Source organism: Actinoplanes sp. M2I2, from assembly GCF_023544445.1.
GTDB lineage: Bacteria > Actinomycetota > Actinomycetes > Mycobacteriales > Micromonosporaceae > Actinoplanes.
This window is the reverse complement of sequence record NZ_JALPVJ010000034.1, coordinates 20,593-39,050: the sequence shown is the minus strand read 5'-3', so window position 1 is coordinate 39,050 and position 18,458 is coordinate 20,593. Positions and strand designations below refer to the sequence as shown.

The window sequence follows — 18,458 nt, the reverse complement described above, 5'->3', positions numbered from 1 at the left end:
GCACGGTCAGGCTTCACCCATGACGAGGCCCTCGATGGTGTGCTTCTGGGTGATCGGGGTGAGGGTGTCGACCACCGGGCAGTGCAGGTGGTCCTTGACGAGCTGGGGGAGCGAGGCCCAGTAGTCGCGGGTCACGGCCATGGCGTGCTTGTCGCCGTTGGTGGCGTCGGGGGCGTCGACACCGAGCACCAGCACCGGGCGTGACTTCTCCGACTTGTTGGCGGTGCCGCGGTGGATGGTCAGCGCCGAGCGGGCCGAGATGTCGCCGCGCTGCGGGTATTTGCGCACGGCCAGCTCGTTGTAGCGGCCGTAGTGCGGCTTGGGCGGGAACATGTCGTGGCCGAACTCGGGGCTGTCGTCGAACTGGGTGCCGGGGGCGATCTCGAACGGGCCCATGTCGTCGGTGGTGTCGACGCCGGTCAGGTTGAACGCCAGCGAGTTGAGCCGCCGGTCGGTGCGGGTGACCTCGGGCATCGGGAAGTCACGGTGCCACGGCTGGTTGACCGCGCCGGCGAAGGGGATGTCGAAGCCGAGCTCGACGATCTCGTAGCGCGGGCCGAGCACGGCGGTGCAGACGGCGACCACCCAGGGGTGGGTGACCAGGTCGACGAAGCCGCGCAGCTGCTCGGGGTGGATCTCGACGTAGTAGCGCTTGGGGCCCCGGCCCACCGCGCCGCCCTCCCGGTTGATCGCCTCGGCGAAGGCGGTCTCGATGTCCTCGCGCATGGCGTCGGCCCACTCGGCGCTGAACGCGCCCTTGAGCGCCGTGATGCCATCGGTGTAGATGGCGTCGCGGGCCTTCGCACCGACCTCGGCGTCATTGATGAAAGTCGTCATACCAAGCATGTTGCAACGTGGCATGCAACGTTGCAACCCCTAGGATGGCCTCTGTGAGTGCCAACCTCAGACAGGTCGCCGAGCGGGCCGGCGTCTCCGTGCGCACGGTGTCCAACGTGGTGTCCGGCTTCGCGCTGGTCGCGCCCCAGACGCGCGAGCGCGTGCAGCGGGTGATCGACGAGCTGGGCTACCGGCCCAACGCCGCCGCCCGGCACCTGCGCGGCGGCCGCTCCGGCCTGGTCGCGCTCGTGCTGCCCGAGATCGCGTCGCCCTACTTCGGCGAGCTGGCCGGTCATCTGGCCGACCGCGCCGAGGCGTACGCGTGGACCCTGCTCGTGCAGCAGACCGGCGGCGACGCCGAGCGGGAGCGGGAACTGCTCGACGGTGTCCGGGCCCAGACGGTCGACGGCCTGATCATGAGCCCGTGGGGCCTGTCGCCCGGCGACCTGACCCGCCGCCCCGACAGCGCCCCGCTGGTGCTGCTGGGCGAACAGGACGCCGGCGGACTGCTCGACCACGTGGCCATCGACAACGTGTCGGCGGCGGCCGACCTGACCCGCCACCTGATCGAAACCGGTCGCCGGCGCATCGCGGCCGTCGGCCTCCAGCCCCACCTGGTCAACGGCACGGCCGCCCGCCGGGCGCAGGGCTACCGCCGGGCCCTGGCCGAGGCCGGCCTGCCGCGGCACGAGATCACGGTCGAGCGCCTGCACCGCGAGGACGGCGCCGCCGCCATGACCCGCCTGCTCGGCGCCGACCCGGACGTCGACGCCGTGTTCTGCTTCAGCGATCAGCTTGCCCTGGGGGCGATGCACGTGGCCCTGTCACGGGGTCTGAGCGTGCCCGGTGACCTGGCGGTGGCCGGCTTCGACGACATCGAGGACGGCCGCTACGCCAACCCGGCCCTCACCACCGTCGCCCCGGACAAGCCGGCCATCGCCGAGGCCGCGCTGACCTGCCTGGCGCAGCGGCTGGCCGACCGCGACGACCCGCCGCGCCGCATCGTCGTGCCGCATCGCCTCGAGCTCCGGTCGAGTTCAGTCCGGGCTGAGCGGACCCCATCGTCGTCCCGCCATCGAACGCAGTGAGCTGGTCGGCCGGGCCGTCTGCGGCCCGCGGTGCGCAGGCATGCACCCAGGCGCGGCCGCCACGACGAGCCGCAGCACCGGACCCGCGCGCGTCTGCCGGCGTATGGCGGGCAACGCCTCGCCGGTGACCCAGTTGCCGGTCTCCACCAGAGCCGCGCCGTAGTGAGGCGCTCGTAGCCGGTGCCGGAGTCTGAGCACTTCTCGCTCAGGCTCGTAACAGGCGACGACGTCCTCCTCGACGTCGGCCAGAATGCCACCGACCTGCCACGGTTCCAGTTCGGCGACGACTTCGACGTCCGCGTGCCATTCCATGGTCCGAGTGTCGGCGGCTCGGCGCCGGCAGCGGGGGAAGCCCGGATGATCCCGGAGGAAGACACATGGTGCCAAGAGTCCGCTGAAAGACACCGCCGGGACACCGCCGTGCTTAGCCTCGGCTTCATGGCTGATCCACCTGATCCGGCCCGGGCGACCGGCCTCGATGACGTCGTCGACGAGCTTCGCCTGCTCAAGGCGTGGGCGGGCGGTCCCTCGTACGAGGTCATCACCAGCCGGGTCAACGCGGCGTGGAGCGCGGCCGGGCGTCCGGGCGGGGAGCTGGCCCGCCGGTCGACAGTCGCCGACTGTTTCCGTCCGGGGCGCCGGCGGCTCAACGACGACCTCGTCGTGGCGGTCGTCGAAGCCTTGCACCCCGACGCCGGTTACGTCGTTCAATGGCGCCAGGCCCTGCGCGCGATCGCCGGGAACAGCGAGGCCGCGTCACAGGTGCGAGTGCGCGCCGATCTGCCGCCCGATCTCGCCGACTTCACCGGCCGGGACGCCGAGCTCGATCAACTGCGCCGGGCCGCGTCGCATGGTGGCGCGGTGGTGATCTCGGCGATCGAGGGCATGGCCGGCATCGGCAAGACACAACTGGCCATTCACGCCGGGCACCGATGGAACCGGTCGGAGCCGTTCGAGCAGACTCTGTTCGTCAATCTGCGCGGCTTCGACCCCGAGCAGCCTCCGGCCGACCCCGCCGCGGTGCTCGACGGGTTCGTGCGACTGCTCGGCGTGCCGGGGCAACGGATCCCGCACGAGCTCGACCGGCTCGTCGCGCTCTACCGTTCCCGGCTCGCCGGCAAGCGCGCGTTGGTGGTGCTCGACAACGCGGCCGCAGCCGACCAGGTCCGGCCGCTCCTGCCCGCCACGCCGGGGTGCCTCACGCTGATCACCAGCCGCCACCGCCTCGCCGGGCTGCGCGCGGCCAGGCGCGTCTCCGTGAATGTGTTGACGCCGCCGGAGGCGGTGGCCTTCCTGGAGCAGGCGGCGCCCGTCGGGGAGGACGAGGCGGCGGCGGCCCGGATCGCTCGGCGCTGCGGGCATCTCCCGTTGGCCCTGAGTCTGGTCGCTGGTCAGATCCGACGCACTCCGGGGTGGACGTTGACCGACCACGCGGATCGGCTCGACGAACGACATGCCGAACGGCGCCTGGAGAGCGGGGTCGAAGCCGCCCTCGATCTGTCATACGGTCGTCTTCCAGACAGCCTCCGTCAGCTGATACGGCAGCTCGCACTGCATCCGGGACAGGACTTCGACGCCTACGCCGCCGCGGCGCTGAACGACACCGACTTGCGCACCGCGCAGGCCCGCCTCCTTCGGCTACGGGCCGATCATCTGCTGCAGCAGACCGCCCCCGGTCGCTATGCCTTTCACGACCTGGTCCGGGCATACGCCGTCAATCGAGCCCGGGATGAGGACCGGCCGGCACTTCGGCGCGCCACTCTCGATCGGCTTTTCGACCACTATCTGACCACCGCGGCGACGGCTGTCACCACGCTGCACTCTGTCGCTGTGCAGCTCAGATCGCCGATTCCACCGGCCGCCTCCCCCACTCCCGACTTGAGCGAGCCGGGTGCTGCCCTTGGCTGGCTTGACGCCGAACGACCCACCCTCGTGTCGGTCGCCGCGCAGGATTCGCCACGTCATACCGTCGCTCTGGCGTGCGTGCTGTATCTCGTCCTCAGTGGTGGCTATCCGATCGACGCAGTAGCGGTGCAACAACATGCCTACCGTGCCGCCTCGCGCGTCGGCGATGAAGCCGGGCGAGGCTACGCGCTGACGGATCTGGGTGTCGCGTACCGGAACCTGTGCCGATACGGCGAGGCGGTGGACAGCTTCCGTCGCGCGCAGGACCTGTTCCGGCGTGTCGGTGATCAGGCCGGCGAGGCGCGTGCCCTGGGCTGCCGCGGCTTCGTTCTGGAACTCACCGGTCAGCATGTCGTCGCCAACGATTGTTACCAGCGGTCCTTGGTGCTGTATCGGCTTGCCGGTGACGAGGCCGGCGAAGCCGGGGCGCTGTGCGGTCTGGGCATTCTGCGGCTGCGAATGGGGTATCTCTCCGAGGCTACCGAGATCCTGCGTCAGTCGGTGGGATTGTTTCACCGAGTCGGTGACCCATTCGGTGAGGCATGCGCCTGGCAATGCCTGGGCGACGCCGAGATGCGAGCCGGTCGTTACGACGCGGCAGGCGATCTCCTGGGCCGGGCCTTGACGGTGTTCCAGCAGCTCGGTGTGCGCGACGCCGAAGGTGACGTTCTGATGAGCATGGGCAATCTGTACACGCGCCTCGGGCGGCTGGAAGAGAGCGCGAACCATCACCAGCGAGCCTTGGCCATCGCTCGTGGCACCGGTTACCGGCTGGGCCAGGCCGAATCGTTGAACGGTCTGGGCGAAGCCGCCCTGGCCGCCGGACGCTCCCGCGACGCCATCGAGCACCACCATGCCTCCTGCCGGATCGCCGCGGAGATCGGCGCCCGATACGAGGTGACCCGCGCTCATGCCGGTCTCGGTGAGGCCTATCGTGCCCTTGGTGACGACGCACAGGCCCGTCATCATGTAGCGGAATGCCGCTTGTCACAACCGGATCTGGGCTCAGCACAGCTTTCCGGCGGCCAGCCGGGCGGCGCCGAGGGTGGGGTCGGCGCCGGTCGAAGTGCCGACGTCGCGGGCTCGCAGGATTGAGCGCACCTCCTCGCGTACGGGTGTGTCCTGGGTCAGCAAGCTGCCGGCGAGGACGACCGGACCGGGCGCGGCCAGGTCGTCGAGGGAACGGATCAGCTCGGTGGCGGCGGACGACGTGATCGCGCGGGCCTGCGGGTCGGCGTTGCGGGCCAGCTCACAAACCAAAGGCGCGAGCGCGTCGATCTCGGTGAACGGCAGGTGTTGCGCCCATGCCACCAGCGCCTCGGGCGAGACTGCCCCCACCCGGGTCGCTATCGAGGCGGCGAAGGGTGAGGACCACTGGCGCACGGCGGAGCGCAGCGCGGCCAGGCCGATCCAGCGGCCCGACCCGGCGTCGCCGAGCAACCAGCCGTGGCCGTCCACTGTGTGAACGACGGTGAGGCCCTCCACCTGGGCGGCGATCGCGCCGGTGCCGGCGATCAGCACGATGCCGGACGGCTCGGCGCTGCCGGACGCGAAGGCGGTCACGACGTCGCCGACGACGTCCATCGGGGCGGCCAGGCCGAGGCCCTCCCAGACCTTCTCGTACGCCCGGAGCCCGGCCCCGCCGGTGAGGCAGCTCGTCCCGGCGATGCCCAGTACGCCTTGCACCACGTCGGCCGGCGGGAGGGTCCCGAGGGCGGCGCGGAGGGCACCCTCCATCGCGTCCGCGGCGGCCCGGAAGCCGACGGTCAGCGGGTTGCCGACGCCGGCTGATCCGCGGCCCAGCACCTCGCCGGACAACGTCGTCACCACGGCCCGCGTCGCGGTGCCGCCGGCGTCCACACCCACCACCAGGTCCATGCCAGGGATCGAAACATAGGAAACAGTTATTGACTAGAGGCGTCGACGGTCGTAATTTTCATCGGCAACAGCCATCGATGAAAAGGATGTCCGACGTGACCGGTGAGAGCGGAGGCCTGCTCGGCCGCCTGCGCATCGAGGGGCCGCAGATGCCCGAGGCGCTGGCGCGCATCGCCGAGACGATCCTGGCCGACCCGGAGACCGCGGCCCACGCCAGCATCGTCGACCTGGCCGAGCGCTCCGGCACCTCGACCGCGACGGTGACCCGGTTCAGCCGCACGCTGGGCTTCAAGGGCTACGCCAACCTGCGGGTCGCCATCGCCACCGAGACCGGCCGGGCCGAGCAGGCCCGGTGGGAGACCGACATCAGCGGCGACATCGCGCCGGACGACCCGCTCACCGACGTGCTCGGGGTGGTCACCGCCGCCGACACCCGGGCCATCCAGGACACCGCGGCCGGGCTCGACGTGGCCGCGGTCGAGCAGGTCGCCGCGACGATCGCCGGGGCCGGGCGGGTGGAGATCTTCGGGCTGGGCTCCAGCGGCACGGCCGCCCGGGAGATGGCGTTCCGGCTCGAGCGCATCCGGGTGCCCGTCTGGCACCGCACCGATTCGCACACCGCGCTGACCAACGCCGCCCTGCTGCTGCCCGGTGACGTCGCCATCGGCCTGAGCCACTCCGGGCGTACGCGGGAAGTCATCGAGACCCTGGCCGAGGCGGCCGATCACGGCGCGCTGACCGTGGCCGTCACCAGCTTCAGCCGGTCGCCGCTGGCCGAGGTGGCCGACGTCGTGTTCACCACCGCGGTGCAGGAGACGACGTTCCGGCTGGCCGCGCTGTCCGCGCTGCACTCGCAGCTGCTGGTCCTCGACCTGATCTACGTCGCGGTCGCGCAGCGCACCTACGAGCGGACCGCCGAGGCGCTGGAACTCACCGTGCGCGCGGTCGACGCCCACCGACTGCCCGAGAAGATCCCGTCCCGCAGACGCGGGCGCCCGAAAGGACAGCCGTGAGCCCCACCAGCAAGGACTACCTGAGACAGCTCCAGGCCGTGGTCGACCGGGTCGGCACCGGTCAGGACGAGGAGAAGCAGCGGGCCGCCGACCTGCTGGCCGAGGCCGTCGGCAACGGGGGAGTGATCCAGGCCTTCGGCTGCGGGCACTCCGAGGCGCTGGCCATGGAGATCGCCGGGCGGGCCGGGGGACTGGTCCCGACCAACCGGATCGCGCTGCGCGACATCGTCCTCTACGGCGGCGAGCCCCTCGAGGTGCTGGCCGACCCCGGGGTCGAACGCCGGCCCGAAATCGCGCGGCGGCTCTACGACCTGGCGCCGATCAAACCCGACGACGTCTTCGTCATCGCCTCGAACTCCGGCATCAACGGCGCCGTCGTCGAGATGGCGCTGCTGGTCAAGGAGCGCGGGCACAAGCTCGTCGCCATCACCTCGGCCGAGCACTCGGCCGGCGTCGCGTCGCGGCACCCGAGCGGCCGCAAGCTGGGCGACATCGCCGACGTGGTGCTGGACAACGGGGCGCCCTACGGCGACGCGACGATCCCGCTGCCCGGCGGGGGCGCGATCGGCGCCGTCTCGTCGATCACCGCGGCGCTGCTGGCCCAGCAACTGGTCACCGAGGTGGTCGCCCGTCTGCTCGCGGCGGGGATCACCCCGCCCGTCTACCTGTCGGACAACGTGCCCGGCGGCAAGGAACACAACGCAGAGATCGAGGCGCGGTACGCCGGGCGCATCCGGCGCACCGCATAGGAAGAGAGCCCGTGATGAACCCTGAATCCCAGCTCAGACCGTACCCCACCCGAAGGACCGTGCTGAAGACGGCCGCTGTCCTCAGCGTGCCCGCCCTGGGCGGCTGTGTCACCTCCGGGAGCTCCTCCGACAAGGTCGCCGAGAGTGGCGCCGACAAGACCACCGAGAACCCCCTGGGGGTCAAGGCCGACGCCCCGCTCGAGGTGGTCGTCTTCAAGGGCGGGTACGGCGACGACTACGCCGTCCAGGCGGAAGCCACCTACAAGCAGAAGTATCCGCAGGCCGAGATCGATCACAAGGGCCTGCAGAAGGTCGGCGAGGCGATGCAGCCCCGGTTCGTCGCCGGGAACCCGCCCGACGTCGTCGACAACACCGGCGCCGGGCGGCTCGACATCGCCACGCTGGTCGGCGCCTCGCAGGTGACCGACCTGTCCGGCCTGCTGGACGCGCCCAGTCTCGACCAGCCCGGCCGCAAGGTGCGCGACACGCTGCTGCCGGGCGTGGTCGACGACGGCACGTTCGCCGGGCGGACCGTCGCGCTCAATTTCACGTACACGGTCTGGGGTCTCTGGTATTCGAAGTCGCTCTTCGCCGAGCGGGGCTGGACCTACCCGAAGACCTGGGACGAGATGGTCGCCCTGTGCGGCGAGATCAAGAAGACGGGCGTGGCGCCCTGGACCTACCAGGGCAAGTACCCGGAGTACATCAACGACCCGCTGCTGTCCATGGCGGCCAAGACCGGCGGCGCCGACCTGGTCAAGGCCGTCGACAACCTGCAGCCGGGGGCGTGGAAGCAGGACGGCCTCGTCCAGGCGGCGACGGCGTTCGCCGAGCTGGCCGGGCAGAATTTCCTGATGAGCGGCTCCGAGGCGCTGTCGCACACCGAGGCGCAGGCCGCCTGGTGCCAGAAGAAGGCGGCGTTCATCCCCTGCGGCTCGTGGCTCGAGAGCGAGCAGAAAGGCGTCGCCCCGGCCGGCTTCGACATGGTGCTGGGCGCGGTCCCGGCCCGGTCCGGCTCGGACAAGCTGCCGGTGACCGCGGTGCAGGCCGCCAGCAGCGAGTCGTTCCTGGTGCCGGCCAAGGCCAAGAACCCGGCCGGCGGCCAGGAATACCTGCGCATGCTGTTCTCCAAGGCGTCGGCGACGGCGTTCGCCAAGGCCAACAACACGCTGCCGGCGGTGGCCGGGGCCACCGACGGGCTCACCCTCACCTCGGGCCTGGGCTCGGTGCGCGACGCGGTCACGGCGGCCGGCAGCGACACCTTCACCTACCGATTCCGTACGTGGTACGCGCCCCTGGCCAAGGCCGTCGACGACGCCACGGGTGAGCTGGTGAACAAGCGGATCAGCCCGGCCGACTGGTCGGCCCGCATCCAGAAGGCTGCCGACGCGCTGGCCAAGGACTCCTCTGTCACGAAGTTCACCCGCTGATGCGCCACGGCCGCCGGCGGTTCCTGATCGGCGCGCTGGTGCCGGCCCTGGTGCTGCACGTCGTCTTCGTGCTGTCGCCGTACGCGCAGGCGTTCTGGGTGTCGCTGACCGACTGGACCGGGGTGGCCGGCGAGGCGCGATTCGTCGGGGCGGACAACTACGTCCGCCTCGGCGGCGACTCGCTCTTTCTCGACGCCGTCCGCAACAACGCCCTGCTTCTGCTGGTGGTGCCGCTGGTGACGATCGCGCTGGGGCTGTTCCTGGCCTCGATGTTGCGGACGTCGTCGTCGCGGCTCGGCCAGGGCTATCGGATCGTGTACTTCTTTCCGCAGCTGCTGTCGCTGGTCGTGGTGGCGGTGTTGTGGAGTTTCGTCTACAACCCGAACACCGGGCTGCTGAACTCGGGACTGCGGGCGGCCGGGCTCGGCGGGCTGGCCCAGTCGTGGCTGGCCGAGCCGGCGTTCGCCCTTCCGGCCGTGATGGCGGTGCTGATCTGGTCGTCGGTCGGTTTCTACGTGGTGCTGTTCAGCGCGGCCATCGAGGGCATCCCGCGGGACCTGTTCGAAGCGGCGTTGCTCGACGGGGCTGGCAAGTGGGCGACGTTCTCGCGGGTCACGCTGCCGCTGGTGCGCGAGTCGGTCCAGGTCGCCTTCGTCTATCTGGGCATCGCGGCGCTCGACGCCTTCGCGGTCGTGCAGGTCATGACCGTGGGGCCGGGCGGCCCGGACGGCGCCACCGAGGTGATCGGGCTGTCGCTGTATCGGACCGCCTTCACGTACGGGAAGTTCGGTTACGCCTCGGCCATGGGGGTGGCGCTGTTCTTCGCCACGCTGACCCTCGCCGTGCTCGCCCTGCGGTCGGGCCGCAAGGAAAGGCTGGAGCTGGCATGACACTTCTGCAGACCCGGCCGTCCGCTTCGGTGGCGGCGCCGCCGGCCCGGCAACGGGTGAATCCGCTGCCGTCGCTGGCGATGTTCTGCTGGGCCGTCGTGACGGCGCTGCCGCTGCTGTGGGCGGTCGTCAGCTCGTTCAAGACCGACGACGAGATCCTCAACTCGCCGTGGTCGCTGCCCGCCTCGCCACAGCTGGACAACTGGGCCCGGGCGTGGACGACGGCGAGCATCGGACGGTACTTCCTCAACAGCCTGATCGTGGTCGGCGGGGCCCTGCTGCTCACCATGCTGCTCGGCTCGCTCGTGGCGTACGCCCTGGCCCGGTACGAGTTCCGGGGCAACCGGGCGATCTATTACACGTTCGTCGCGGCGATGTTCTTCCCGGTGTTCCTGGCGCTGGTGCCGCTGTTCTTCGTGGTGCAGCAACTGGGGCTGCTCGGCACCTATCCCGGACTGATCCTGGTCTACGCCGCGTACGCCGTGCCTTTCACGGTCTTCTTCCTGCATTCGTTCTTCCGGACGCTGCCGAGCGAGATCGCCGAAGCGGCCTTTCTCGACGGTTGCTCGCACGGCGCGGTGTTCTTCCGCGTGATGCTGCCGATGGCCCGCCCGGGACTGGTGGCGGTCGGCATCTTCAATTTCCTCGGGCTCTGGAACCAGTACCTGCTGCCTCTGGTTCTCAATCCCGACCCGGACCGGTACGTCCTGGCGCAGGGTCTGGCCGCCCTGTCGGTCAGCCAGGGGTACCGCAGCGACTGGAGCGGCCTGTTCGCCGGCTTGACCATTGCCATGCTGCCGGTGCTCGTCGCCTACGTCGCGTTCCAACGGCACATCCGCGCCGGAATGACCGCCGGCGCGGTCAAGTAACTCTCCTTCATCCCCTTTCCTCGCTGGGAGGAGTCTGCTCGTGAAGATCGACAGACGTCAATGTGCGGCGGTCCTGGTGGCCGCCCTCACCGGAGTGGGCGCCGTTGCCCTCTCCTCGGAATCGGCCGCCGCCGCCGACTGCGGCTACCTCTTCGACGACTTCAGCTACAGCTCGTCGTCCGACCCCGCGCTGACCGCCAACGGCTGGACCCCGCGCAGCTACCAGGGCGGCCCGGGCGTGCCCGGCGCCAACTGGTCGCCGTCGAGCATCACCTTCCCCACCAGCGGCGGCCAGAAGGTCATGCAGCTGACCGCCTCGACCGACGGCACCGCCGCCGGGACCAAGCACGCCGAGCTCTACTCGACCCAGAAGCGCTACCTGGAAGGCACGTACGCCAGCCGGGTCCGCTTCACCGACACGCCGGTCAGCGGGAACGACGGCGACCACATCAACCAGACCTTCTTCACGATCAGCCCGCTCAACGGGGACCTCGACCCGACCTACAGCGAACTCGACATCTCCGAGTACCTGCCGAACGGCGGATGGGGCGAACAGGGCCCGATCAACTACCAGACGACCTGGTACACCTACCGCAACGAGCCGTGGTACGCCGACAACCTGCACTCCGAGCAGCGGAGCTCGCTGGACGGCTGGCACGACCTGGTCGCTCAGGTCGCCAACGGGCACGTCGTCTACTACATCGACGGCGTGCAGGTCGGTGACCACGGCGGCAAGTTCTTCCCGCGCCAGACGATGACGATCAACTGGAACCTGTGGTTCATCGACACCGCCACGCACACGGGCGGTCTGTCGACGTACATCGAACAGGTCGACTGGGTGCTGTTCGCCAAGAACCAGGTGCTCTCGCCGGCCCAGGTGACGTCGCAGACCGGCGGATACCGGTCGGCGGGCAGCGCGTTCGTCGACACGGTGGCCTCGACCGGCGGCTGCACGACCCCGCCCACGACGCCACCGACGACCCCTCCGACGACGCCGCCGACCACCCCACCGACGACGCCGCCCACCACGCCGCCCGGCACCGGCTGCAGCGACGCGCCGAACTGGGCCTTCGGCTCGGTCTACACCGGCGGCAACCTGGTGAAGCACGAGAAGAGCAGGTCCGGCGACCCGAACGGGCCCAAGTCCGGCGACGGCGTGCACCTGTGGCGCGCCCGGTACTGGACCCAGGGCTCGGAACCGGGCTGGACCGAGCAGTGGCAGGACCTCGGTCGCTGCTGAGTTAGGCTGGTGGAAGCGGGGTCCGCGGGCCCCGCTTCCGCACATCTTGACCCGGTCACCCGGGTGTCGTTACGTTGCGTCCACAACTGCACAGCCACTTGACCGCCGCGGGAGAGTCCCCGTTCAGCGCGGGGCGCCGAAGGAGCAACTTCTCCCTCAGAATCTCTCAGGCACCCGTACCGCGATGGTCAGGCAACTCTGGAAAGCCGGGCGCTCAGCGGGGCCCGCGCCCAAGGTGCAAACCGTTCGTTCGCGGCGGTGAAGCTCTCAGGCCCCATGACAGAGCGGGGGAGCCACCTCTCGAAGGAGCTTCCTGATGGCTGTGTCCGTCTTCGACCTGTTCTCCGTGGGCATCGGCCCGTCCAGCTCGCACACCGTCGGGCCGATGCGCGCGGCCCGGATGTTCTCCGCGGGCCTCGACGGGCGGACCGCGCTGGTGCGGGCCGAGCTGTTCGGCTCGCTCGGCGCGACCGGGCACGGGCACGGAACGCCCAAGGCGGTGCTGCTCGGGCTCGAGGGATCCGACCCCGAGACGGTCGACGTGGCCACGGCCGACGCCCGCGCCGCCGCCATCCACAGCCGGGGCCCGCTCACCCTGCCCGGCGGGACGGACGTCGAGGTCGACGTGGTGCTGCACCGCCGGCGGACGTTGCCGGGGCATCCCAACGGCATGACGTTCACGGCCTGCTCCGCGTCCGGCGAGGAACTGCGCCGCAAGACGTACTTCTCGGTGGGCGGCGGCTTCGTGATCTCCGACGGCGGCGTCCCGCGTCCGGTCGCCGTCGAGCAGACCCACCCCTTCACGAGCGGCGGCGAACTGCTGGCGCTGACCTCGGCGACCGGGCTGTCGATCTCGCGCCTGATGCTGGAGAACGAGACCGCCTGGCGTCCCGCCGATTCCGTACGGGCCGGCCTGCTCGACATCTGGCGCGTCATGCAGGAGTGCGTGGCCGCGGGGCTCGACGCCGAAGGGGTGCTCCCCGGAGGCCTCAAGGTGCGGCGGCGCGCGGCGGCCACGGCCCGGCAACTGCGGGCGGCCGGAAACCCGTCGGAGCACTCGATGGAGTGGATCACGGCGTACGCGATGGCCGTGAACGAGGAGAACGCGGCCGGCGGCCGGGTCGTCACCGCGCCCACCAACGGCGCGGCCGGCATCATCCCCGCCGTCCTGCATTACTACACGCGGTTCGTGCCCGGGGCGGACGACGAGGGCGTGGTGCGGTTCCTGCTCGCGGCCGGCGCGATCGGCCTGCTCTTCAAGGAGAACGCCTCCATCTCCGGCGCCGAGGTGGGCTGTCAGGGCGAGGTGGGCTCGGCCTGCGCGATGGCCGCGGCCGGGCTGGCCGAGGTGCTGGGCGGCACACCCGAGCAGGTCGAGAACGCCGCCGAGATCGGCATGGAGCACAACCTGGGGCTGACCTGCGACCCGGTCGGCGGTCTGGTGCAGATCCCGTGCATCGAGCGCAACGGCATGGGCGCGGTGAAGGCGGTGACCGCGGCCCGGATGGCCCTGCGCGGCGACGGCCGCCACCACGTCTCCCTGGACAAGGTCATCAAGACCATGAAGGAGACCGGCGCCGACATGAAGGTCAAATACAAGGAGACGGCTCGCGGCGGCCTGGCCGTCAACGTCATCGAGTGCTGAGGGAGCACATTTCGCCCAGAATTAGTGACAGGAACATCACAGCGGGTGGCCGGGGGTTGAAGCGGTTTGCCAGGATCACCGCGTGCCCGCTCCCCGGCCTGACCTGCTGCCCGTACGCCGGCGACGCCCGGCCGGCGGCGCGGTGTGGTGGGCGCGGCTGCGGTTGCCGGCTGTCGTGCTCGCCGGGCTGGCCCTGGCGGCGTTCGGGTTGCACGGCCGCTTTCCCGACCCGCGCGAGTTCCTGCGCGCGCTGACCGGCGCCGACTACTGGTGGGTGACGCTGGCGGTGGCGCTGCAAGCGGTGTCGCTCGCTGCCTTCGCCTGGCAGCAACGGCAGATCCTGCGGGCCTTCGGCGTACGCCTCGGGCTGCGCTTCACCCTGGCGGTGACCCTGGCCCGCACGGCGATCTCGATCTCGATGCCGGCGGGCTCCGCGGTCTCGGCCGGCTACGCGGGCAAGCAGTACCTGAGGGCCGGCGCCTCGAAGGAGATCGCGGCAGCCTCCATGATCGTGTCAGGCCTCGCCTCGATCGGCGGCCTGGCCCTGCTCTACGTCGGCGGCGGCGCGGCCGTGCTCACCCGCGACCCGCACCTGCTGGCCGGCCCGCAGCCGCTCGCCGTGATCGCCGGGCTGGCCGCGCTGACCACAGCCGTCGTGCTCGGCGGCCGGCGGCTGCTGCGCCGCCCGGCCGGCCAGGGACCGGCGCGCCCCGAGCCGGACAACCGCGTGGCCGCCTTCGTCCGCCGCACCCTCACGTCGGCCCGCGAGGCGTGGCGGGCCGGCGCCGCGCTCCGCGCCCGCGAGTGGGTGGTCGGCACGCTGTACTACACCGTCAACTGGCTCACCGACCTGCTCTGCCTGGTCGCGACGTGCCGGGCCGTCGGCCTCCCGATCGGCATCACCAGCCTGGCCGGCATCTACCTGGGAGTGCAGATCGTCCGCCAGGTGCCGCTGACCCCGGGCGGCGTGGGCGTCATCGACACCGCCCTGGTGGCCGGCCTGACCGCGGCCGGTTCCACCGCCGTCACCGCCGCCGCCGCCGTGGTCATCTACCGCCTCATCTCGTGCTGGCTGCTCCTGCCGGCGGGCGGGGTCGCCGCCCTCTACCTCCGCCGCGACGTCAGCCCCGCTCCGAGCCGGACCGTCGCGCCCGGCTGAGCTGGTGAGGCGGTAGGGGCAGCACTGCGGTGAACGACTACCCCGAGCCCGGCGAGCAGGGTGACGGCGCCTTTGTGAGCCGGGCATGCATGCGTCCCGTCCAACGGGAAGTTGGACCGGTGCGGCGCCGAGTGGGTGACAGTGAGGAATGGCCCACAAAGAGATACCCGATGGTGATACACCACGGGAACGCGAATACCGGCGGGAAAAAGACGAACCACAGAGGCCGATCCCGGACCCGCCGGACCCCAGCAAAGTAGTAAAGCCGTTCGTCCCGCAACGCCCTGACGACAAGTCAGATCTCGAATAGGACGCCGAAGAAGTGAGCAGGTAACGCTGACAGAAATTCATACCAACCAGGGATCCGGCCAGCTGTACACGGCAGCCGCAACGTTGACTCATCGGCAGCTTCGCGCGGCCGGAACACTTCGCCGGCCGAGCCGGTCGCTTGCATGATTCCCGGTCACACCGAGCGATTACCTGACCTGATCAAGACGTCTGGCCCGTCGCGCGAGGGACCGGACGCAGAGGAAGGGCAATACACCGAGTGCCACACCGAGGAAGACGCCGCCGATATTGCCGGTGGAGATGGTGACCGCCGCCAGGAAGAGCGTGGTGACGCCGCTCAGCAGTGCGATCAAGACGAGCGTGAAGGTGCTCAGGTGATACGGCGTGCGTTCGCCGCGGCCGTAGAGATGGTCTTTCGTCTCGAAGTGCAACGTTACGCGGGCCGCAATGGCTGTGACTGATGCGGCGACGGTGCACGGCCACGTCATCTCGTCAGGTAGCACGGTCGCGCTGATCGACAAGGCGACGGCCGTGCCGGTACACGCCAGGACGATCCTCATCCGGGTGGTGGACAGGACGTCCCTCAGGTACGCGCGGAGGCCGAGCCCGAGCCGACGCAGGAAGCGCCAGGCGTACGCCGCAGGCCCGGCCACTGCGACCAGCGCCAGCAGCCGGGCCGCAGCGGGATGGTCGTCCGCGACACGGGCCGCGACGTAGCCGAGGACCATCAGCGCATAGGAGACACGCACCAGGAATACGCGTAACACCCGGTCGAGATTGTCGCGGCCGGCCTGTTGCCGGGGTTCGATCCGCAGCGCCGCGGCGAACCCGGATGCCGCGGCGGCCAGCTGCCCCGCCGCCAACGGGTTCCGGCCCTGGGCGTTCAGGCGGGCCAACTCGTTGTGAGCGGGCGCGTGGTCCGGATCGAGTCGCAGGGCCGTGTGGAACGCTTCCCGCGCCTCGCGGCCCCGGCCGGCGACGGCGAGGGCAGTGCCGAGAGTGACGTGGGCTGCGGCCCGTTCAGGGGCCAGCCGCACGGCGACGCCGGCCACGGTGAGCGCCTCGACCGGGTCTTCACCGCTGTCGTTGAGCACGTCGGCGAGCATCTCGTAGCCACGGAAGTGGTGCGGCTCGAGGGCGACGACCTCGCGCATGGCCCGGGCAGCCTCGCCATGGCGACCCATACCGGCGAGCGCAGCGCCGGCCAGCGCGTGACAATCGGGGAGATTAGGAGCGAGGCGGCCCGCGGCGACTGCCGCGTCGAAGGCGGCGGCCGGGTCCCCGGCGAGCAGGCGGGCCCGGGCGAGCACCAGCCAACCGGCCACCTTCCCGGGCTCGGCCGCGATCAGCCGGGCGGCCAGGGCGGAGGCCTCGGCGAAGCGGTTGACGTCTCAGAGCAGGTGAGCCTGCCGCACCACGACGTCGTCGGTCATTTCCCTTCGATCGGCCCGCACCGCCTGGACTTGAGCGTTCGCGGCAAGTAGCCCGAACCCGGCGCCGGGTCCTCGAGGTGGCCTTCGAGTCGGGCATTCTCGGCTTCTCCAGCGGCACGGCCGGCGGCATCGCCGACGCCTACCGCCTTCCGCCGGGCTGGCGATGGAGCGTACGGCTGGGCCTGGCGCACCGAGGCGCCACCCGCCCCGGACGAGCTGCCGACCGCATCGGTCCTCATCCAGTTCAGCCCGGCCTGAGCGGCGGGTCCGGCACGCCGCCGACGACGCGCCTGTTCCCGTGAGCACGGCGGCACCCATGGGACGTTGACTCTCGGCTATCTAAGCGCGCGGATCGCGGCAGATCAGTGCACGCTGCTGGGGCAGCTGCCGACTGCTCAAGCCCCTTCCAGAGCTGCGGCTCGGCGTTCCAGGTCTGCCGCGCTGTCATCCCAGTCCGGCCCGTGCAGCCCCAGGTTTTGCGCCGCCTCTCGCATCAATGCGGGATCGTCGGGCCGCTGTAGGAGTACCAGTCGGTAGGCGAGGTTACGCACCCACACAGGGAGAAGGCCGTCGACGAGGTGCGGGCACAGCGCATGCAGCATCCTCAGGATTTCGTCGGCATCGGCGAAGGTCAGCTTCTCGATGAAGTGCCGGTCGTCATGGTCCTCGGAACATCGCAAGACTGGCGGCTGATACTCGTCACCGTATCGGCACCGAGCGTGCTCCGTGAGGGTGATGTGCATGCCACGGACCTTAATCAACAGACGCCTCAAGGCACGTGCTGAGGGGTTGCGTCAATCGACGCCAACATCCGCTCCTCGGCACGACAAGGCGCCGGCCAATCGCGGTCGTCCACCGGACGTGATGGCGGTGGCCCCGGGCCGAGCGCGGATCGCGGCAGAAGCGGACACTCGACGTCGACTCCATCCCCATAGTTCTGCTCGCCGGGGTTGAAGTACGGGCGGTTCCGCCGGCCCGCCTACATTGCGGCGCGAACGATGTTGACGCATTCGGCGACATCGAGCACCAGCAGCAGCCGATCCTCCGTCTTGTACGAACCGACAATCATCGCCCGGGTCGGCCCGGTCAGTGTGTCCGGTGGCAACTCGAACGCCGCATCGTCGAGATCGGCGACCAGCCCGATCCGGTCCACCAGCAGGCTCACCGGCTCACCGCCGACCAGCACGACCACGTTGACGACCGGACCTGACATCGACCTGGGCGGCCGCCCGAACCGGACCTGCAGATCCACCGTCCCGACGACCTCACCGCGCAGGTTGAACAGACCCCCCACCCGTCCGGGGCGAGCGGCATCGGCGTGTACTTCTCGTTGAGAAGGACTTCCTGCACGATTTCCACCGGGACTCCGAAGAACTCGTTCGCCACGTCGAAGGTCACGAACTGACGGCTGGTCATGAGTGATCTCCAGGGGTCTGCTGGCCGCCAGGCTTCGCCGGGGCGTACCAGCTGCTGTATTCGGTTCCTCACCCCTTCCACTCAAGGAAATCGTGGATCGGACGCGACTTTCGTTACGTCAAGGCTGCAGTCGAAGAAGAATCGCGTCCCTGCTCCGGTCTCTTCGACGTGACTGAGTCGTGGCGCTCACGGCGTTCGTGGTCGCCGGCACGGGACGTCAGCGCCGGCGGCTCCACCTCCCGCATCAGGGCGTCACGAACACTCGCCGTTGAATCCGATACCTGCGCAGGCCGTCGACCCGGACGGGCTGGGGCGTCTCGACATCCGAAACGCTTTCCCCCTCGACGTGTGCTCTACGGGTACGACGATGCCGCCTGACCGGCATGGATATGTTTTGCGCAGGCGCAGGTGGTGGCTGTAACGGTCCAAGGTCCCGCATCGGAAGGCTGGCACGCACGCCTCCTGCAGCCCCGAAAGCGTGATGGTTAAATTGTAGTCGCGCGGATCGCGGCTACTTATGTGCTGGTGGCACGACCGCTGCCCGGCCAGGAACGCAACTTGCGTCGACGCTACGCCGCGTGACCGATTCCGCAGTCCCGCGCGCACGCTCGGCGGCAA

At 70.3% G+C, this 18,458-nt stretch carries 17 protein-coding genes and 1 riboswitch; of the genes, 12 read left to right on the top strand and 5 right to left on the bottom strand.

What is annotated here, in order from left to right; all coding sequences use genetic code 11:
• Positions 1-6 precede the first annotated feature (6 nt).
• Positions 7-837 (bottom strand): phytanoyl-CoA dioxygenase family protein, encoded by an 831-nt coding sequence (locus HJC40_RS41620; protein ID WP_250009210.1) that lies wholly within the window; start codon positions 835-837, stop codon positions 7-9.
• A gap of 53 nt (positions 838-890) precedes the next feature.
• On the opposite strand from HJC40_RS41620, the gene HJC40_RS41615 reads away from it, so the two are divergent.
• Together HJC40_RS41615 and HJC40_RS41610 are read left to right on the top strand one after the other, a co-directional pair.
• The gene (locus HJC40_RS41615; RefSeq protein WP_250009209.1) at positions 891-1,925 is read left to right on the top strand and encodes a LacI family DNA-binding transcriptional regulator; all 1,035 of its coding nucleotides are present in this window, start codon (positions 891-893) and stop codon (positions 1,923-1,925) included.
• Positions 1,926-2,105: 180 nt separating this feature from the next.
• Entirely contained in the window at positions 2,106-4,925 is a 2,820-nt protein-coding gene (locus tag HJC40_RS41610) for a tetratricopeptide repeat protein (RefSeq protein WP_250009208.1), read from the top strand.
• Here the strand turns inward: HJC40_RS41610 and HJC40_RS41605 are convergent.
• The gene (locus HJC40_RS41605) at positions 4,836-5,708 is read right to left on the bottom strand and encodes an N-acetylglucosamine kinase (protein WP_250009206.1); all 873 of its coding nucleotides are present in this window, start codon (positions 5,706-5,708) and stop codon (positions 4,836-4,838) included. The genes HJC40_RS41610 and HJC40_RS41605 overlap by 90 nt on opposite strands.
• Positions 5,709-5,794: 86 nt before the next feature.
• Between HJC40_RS41605 and HJC40_RS41600 the strand changes: the two genes are divergently transcribed.
• From HJC40_RS41600 to HJC40_RS41565, 8 genes are all read left to right on the top strand, one after another.
• Positions 5,795-6,721, top strand: a complete 927-nt coding sequence (locus tag HJC40_RS41600; RefSeq protein ID WP_250009205.1) for a MurR/RpiR family transcriptional regulator — start codon at positions 5,795-5,797, stop codon at positions 6,719-6,721.
• The gene (locus tag HJC40_RS41595) at positions 6,718-7,470 is read left to right on the top strand and encodes an SIS domain-containing protein (protein WP_250009204.1); all 753 of its coding nucleotides are present in this window, start codon (positions 6,718-6,720) and stop codon (positions 7,468-7,470) included. Before HJC40_RS41600 ends, HJC40_RS41595 begins: the two co-directional genes overlap by 4 nt.
• 59 nt (positions 7,471-7,529) lie before the next feature.
• The gene (gene ngcE, locus HJC40_RS41590; protein WP_250009203.1) at positions 7,530-8,900 is read left to right on the top strand and encodes an N-acetylglucosamine/diacetylchitobiose ABC transporter substrate-binding protein; all 1,371 of its coding nucleotides are present in this window, start codon (positions 7,530-7,532) and stop codon (positions 8,898-8,900) included.
• Positions 8,900-9,790: a carbohydrate ABC transporter permease gene (locus HJC40_RS41585; RefSeq protein ID WP_250009202.1), complete on the top strand. Its 891-nt coding sequence runs from the start codon at positions 8,900-8,902 to the stop codon at positions 9,788-9,790. The genes ngcE and HJC40_RS41585 overlap by 1 nt, the downstream gene beginning before the upstream one ends.
• Positions 9,787-10,659, top strand: coding sequence for a carbohydrate ABC transporter permease (locus tag HJC40_RS41580; RefSeq protein WP_250009201.1), 873 nt, complete (start codon positions 9,787-9,789; stop codon positions 10,657-10,659). The genes HJC40_RS41585 and HJC40_RS41580 overlap by 4 nt, the downstream gene beginning before the upstream one ends.
• A gap of 40 nt (positions 10,660-10,699) precedes the next feature.
• The gene (locus HJC40_RS41575) at positions 10,700-11,899 is read left to right on the top strand and encodes a glycosyl hydrolase (RefSeq protein WP_250009199.1); all 1,200 of its coding nucleotides are present in this window, start codon (positions 10,700-10,702) and stop codon (positions 11,897-11,899) included.
• Positions 11,900-11,997: 98 nt separating this feature from the next.
• Positions 11,998-12,091, top strand: a riboswitch (glycine riboswitch).
• Between the two features lie 124 nt (positions 12,092-12,215).
• Entirely contained in the window at positions 12,216-13,544 is a 1,329-nt protein-coding gene (locus tag HJC40_RS41570) for an L-serine ammonia-lyase (RefSeq protein ID WP_250009198.1), read from the top strand.
• 82 nt (positions 13,545-13,626) lie between these two features.
• On the top strand, positions 13,627-14,703 hold the full coding sequence (locus tag HJC40_RS41565) for a lysylphosphatidylglycerol synthase transmembrane domain-containing protein (protein WP_250009197.1): 1,077 nt from the start codon (positions 13,627-13,629) through the stop codon (positions 14,701-14,703).
• Between the two features lie 476 nt (positions 14,704-15,179).
• Here HJC40_RS41565 and HJC40_RS41560 read toward each other — a convergent pair whose 3' ends face one another.
• Positions 15,180-16,145, bottom strand: a complete 966-nt coding sequence (locus HJC40_RS41560; RefSeq protein ID WP_250009196.1) for a tetratricopeptide repeat protein — start codon at positions 16,143-16,145, stop codon at positions 15,180-15,182.
• On the opposite strand from HJC40_RS41560, the gene HJC40_RS41555 reads away from it, so the two are divergent.
• Positions 16,116-16,475, top strand: a complete 360-nt coding sequence (locus HJC40_RS41555; RefSeq protein ID WP_250009195.1) for a hypothetical protein — start codon at positions 16,116-16,118, stop codon at positions 16,473-16,475. The genes HJC40_RS41560 and HJC40_RS41555 overlap by 30 nt on opposite strands.
• 26 nt (positions 16,476-16,501) lie before the next feature.
• A complete protein-coding gene (locus HJC40_RS41550) occupies positions 16,502-16,726 on the top strand; it encodes a hypothetical protein (RefSeq protein ID WP_250009194.1) in 225 nt (74 codons plus the stop codon).
• Between the two features lie 93 nt (positions 16,727-16,819).
• Here the strand turns inward: HJC40_RS41550 and HJC40_RS41545 are convergent, their stop codons facing one another.
• Both HJC40_RS41545 and HJC40_RS46480 read right to left on the bottom strand, forming a co-directional pair.
• Positions 16,820-17,167, bottom strand: coding sequence for a hypothetical protein (locus HJC40_RS41545; protein WP_250009192.1), 348 nt, complete (start codon positions 17,165-17,167; stop codon positions 16,820-16,822).
• A gap of 236 nt (positions 17,168-17,403) precedes the next feature.
• Positions 17,404-17,718, bottom strand: coding sequence for a chemotaxis protein CheW (locus tag HJC40_RS46480; RefSeq protein ID WP_374273665.1), 315 nt, complete (start codon positions 17,716-17,718; stop codon positions 17,404-17,406).
• Positions 17,719-18,458: the final 740 nt, after the last annotated feature.

Bases quoted from the DNA above. Each gene is read 5' to 3' on its own strand.
- HJC40_RS41570 (WP_250009198.1), top strand. From the start codon at position 12,216: ATGGCTGTGTCCGTCTTCGACCTGTTCTCCGTGGGCATCGGCCCGTCC.
- HJC40_RS41560 (WP_250009196.1), bottom strand. From the start codon at position 16,145: ATGCGCGAGGTCGTCGCCCTCGAGCCGCACCACTTCCGTGGCTACGAG.
- HJC40_RS41585 (WP_250009202.1), top strand. From the start codon at position 8,900: ATGCGCCACGGCCGCCGGCGGTTCCTGATCGGCGCGCTGGTGCCGGCC.
- HJC40_RS41545 (WP_250009192.1), bottom strand. From the start codon at position 17,167: ATGCACATCACCCTCACGGAGCACGCTCGGTGCCGATACGGTGACGAG.
- HJC40_RS41605 (WP_250009206.1), bottom strand. From the start codon at position 5,708: ATGGACCTGGTGGTGGGTGTGGACGCCGGCGGCACCGCGACGCGGGCC.
- HJC40_RS41600 (WP_250009205.1), top strand. From the start codon at position 5,795: ATGTCCGACGTGACCGGTGAGAGCGGAGGCCTGCTCGGCCGCCTGCGC.
- HJC40_RS41580 (WP_250009201.1), top strand. From the start codon at position 9,787: ATGACACTTCTGCAGACCCGGCCGTCCGCTTCGGTGGCGGCGCCGCCG.
- HJC40_RS41620 (WP_250009210.1), bottom strand. From the start codon at position 837: ATGACGACTTTCATCAATGACGCCGAGGTCGGTGCGAAGGCCCGCGAC.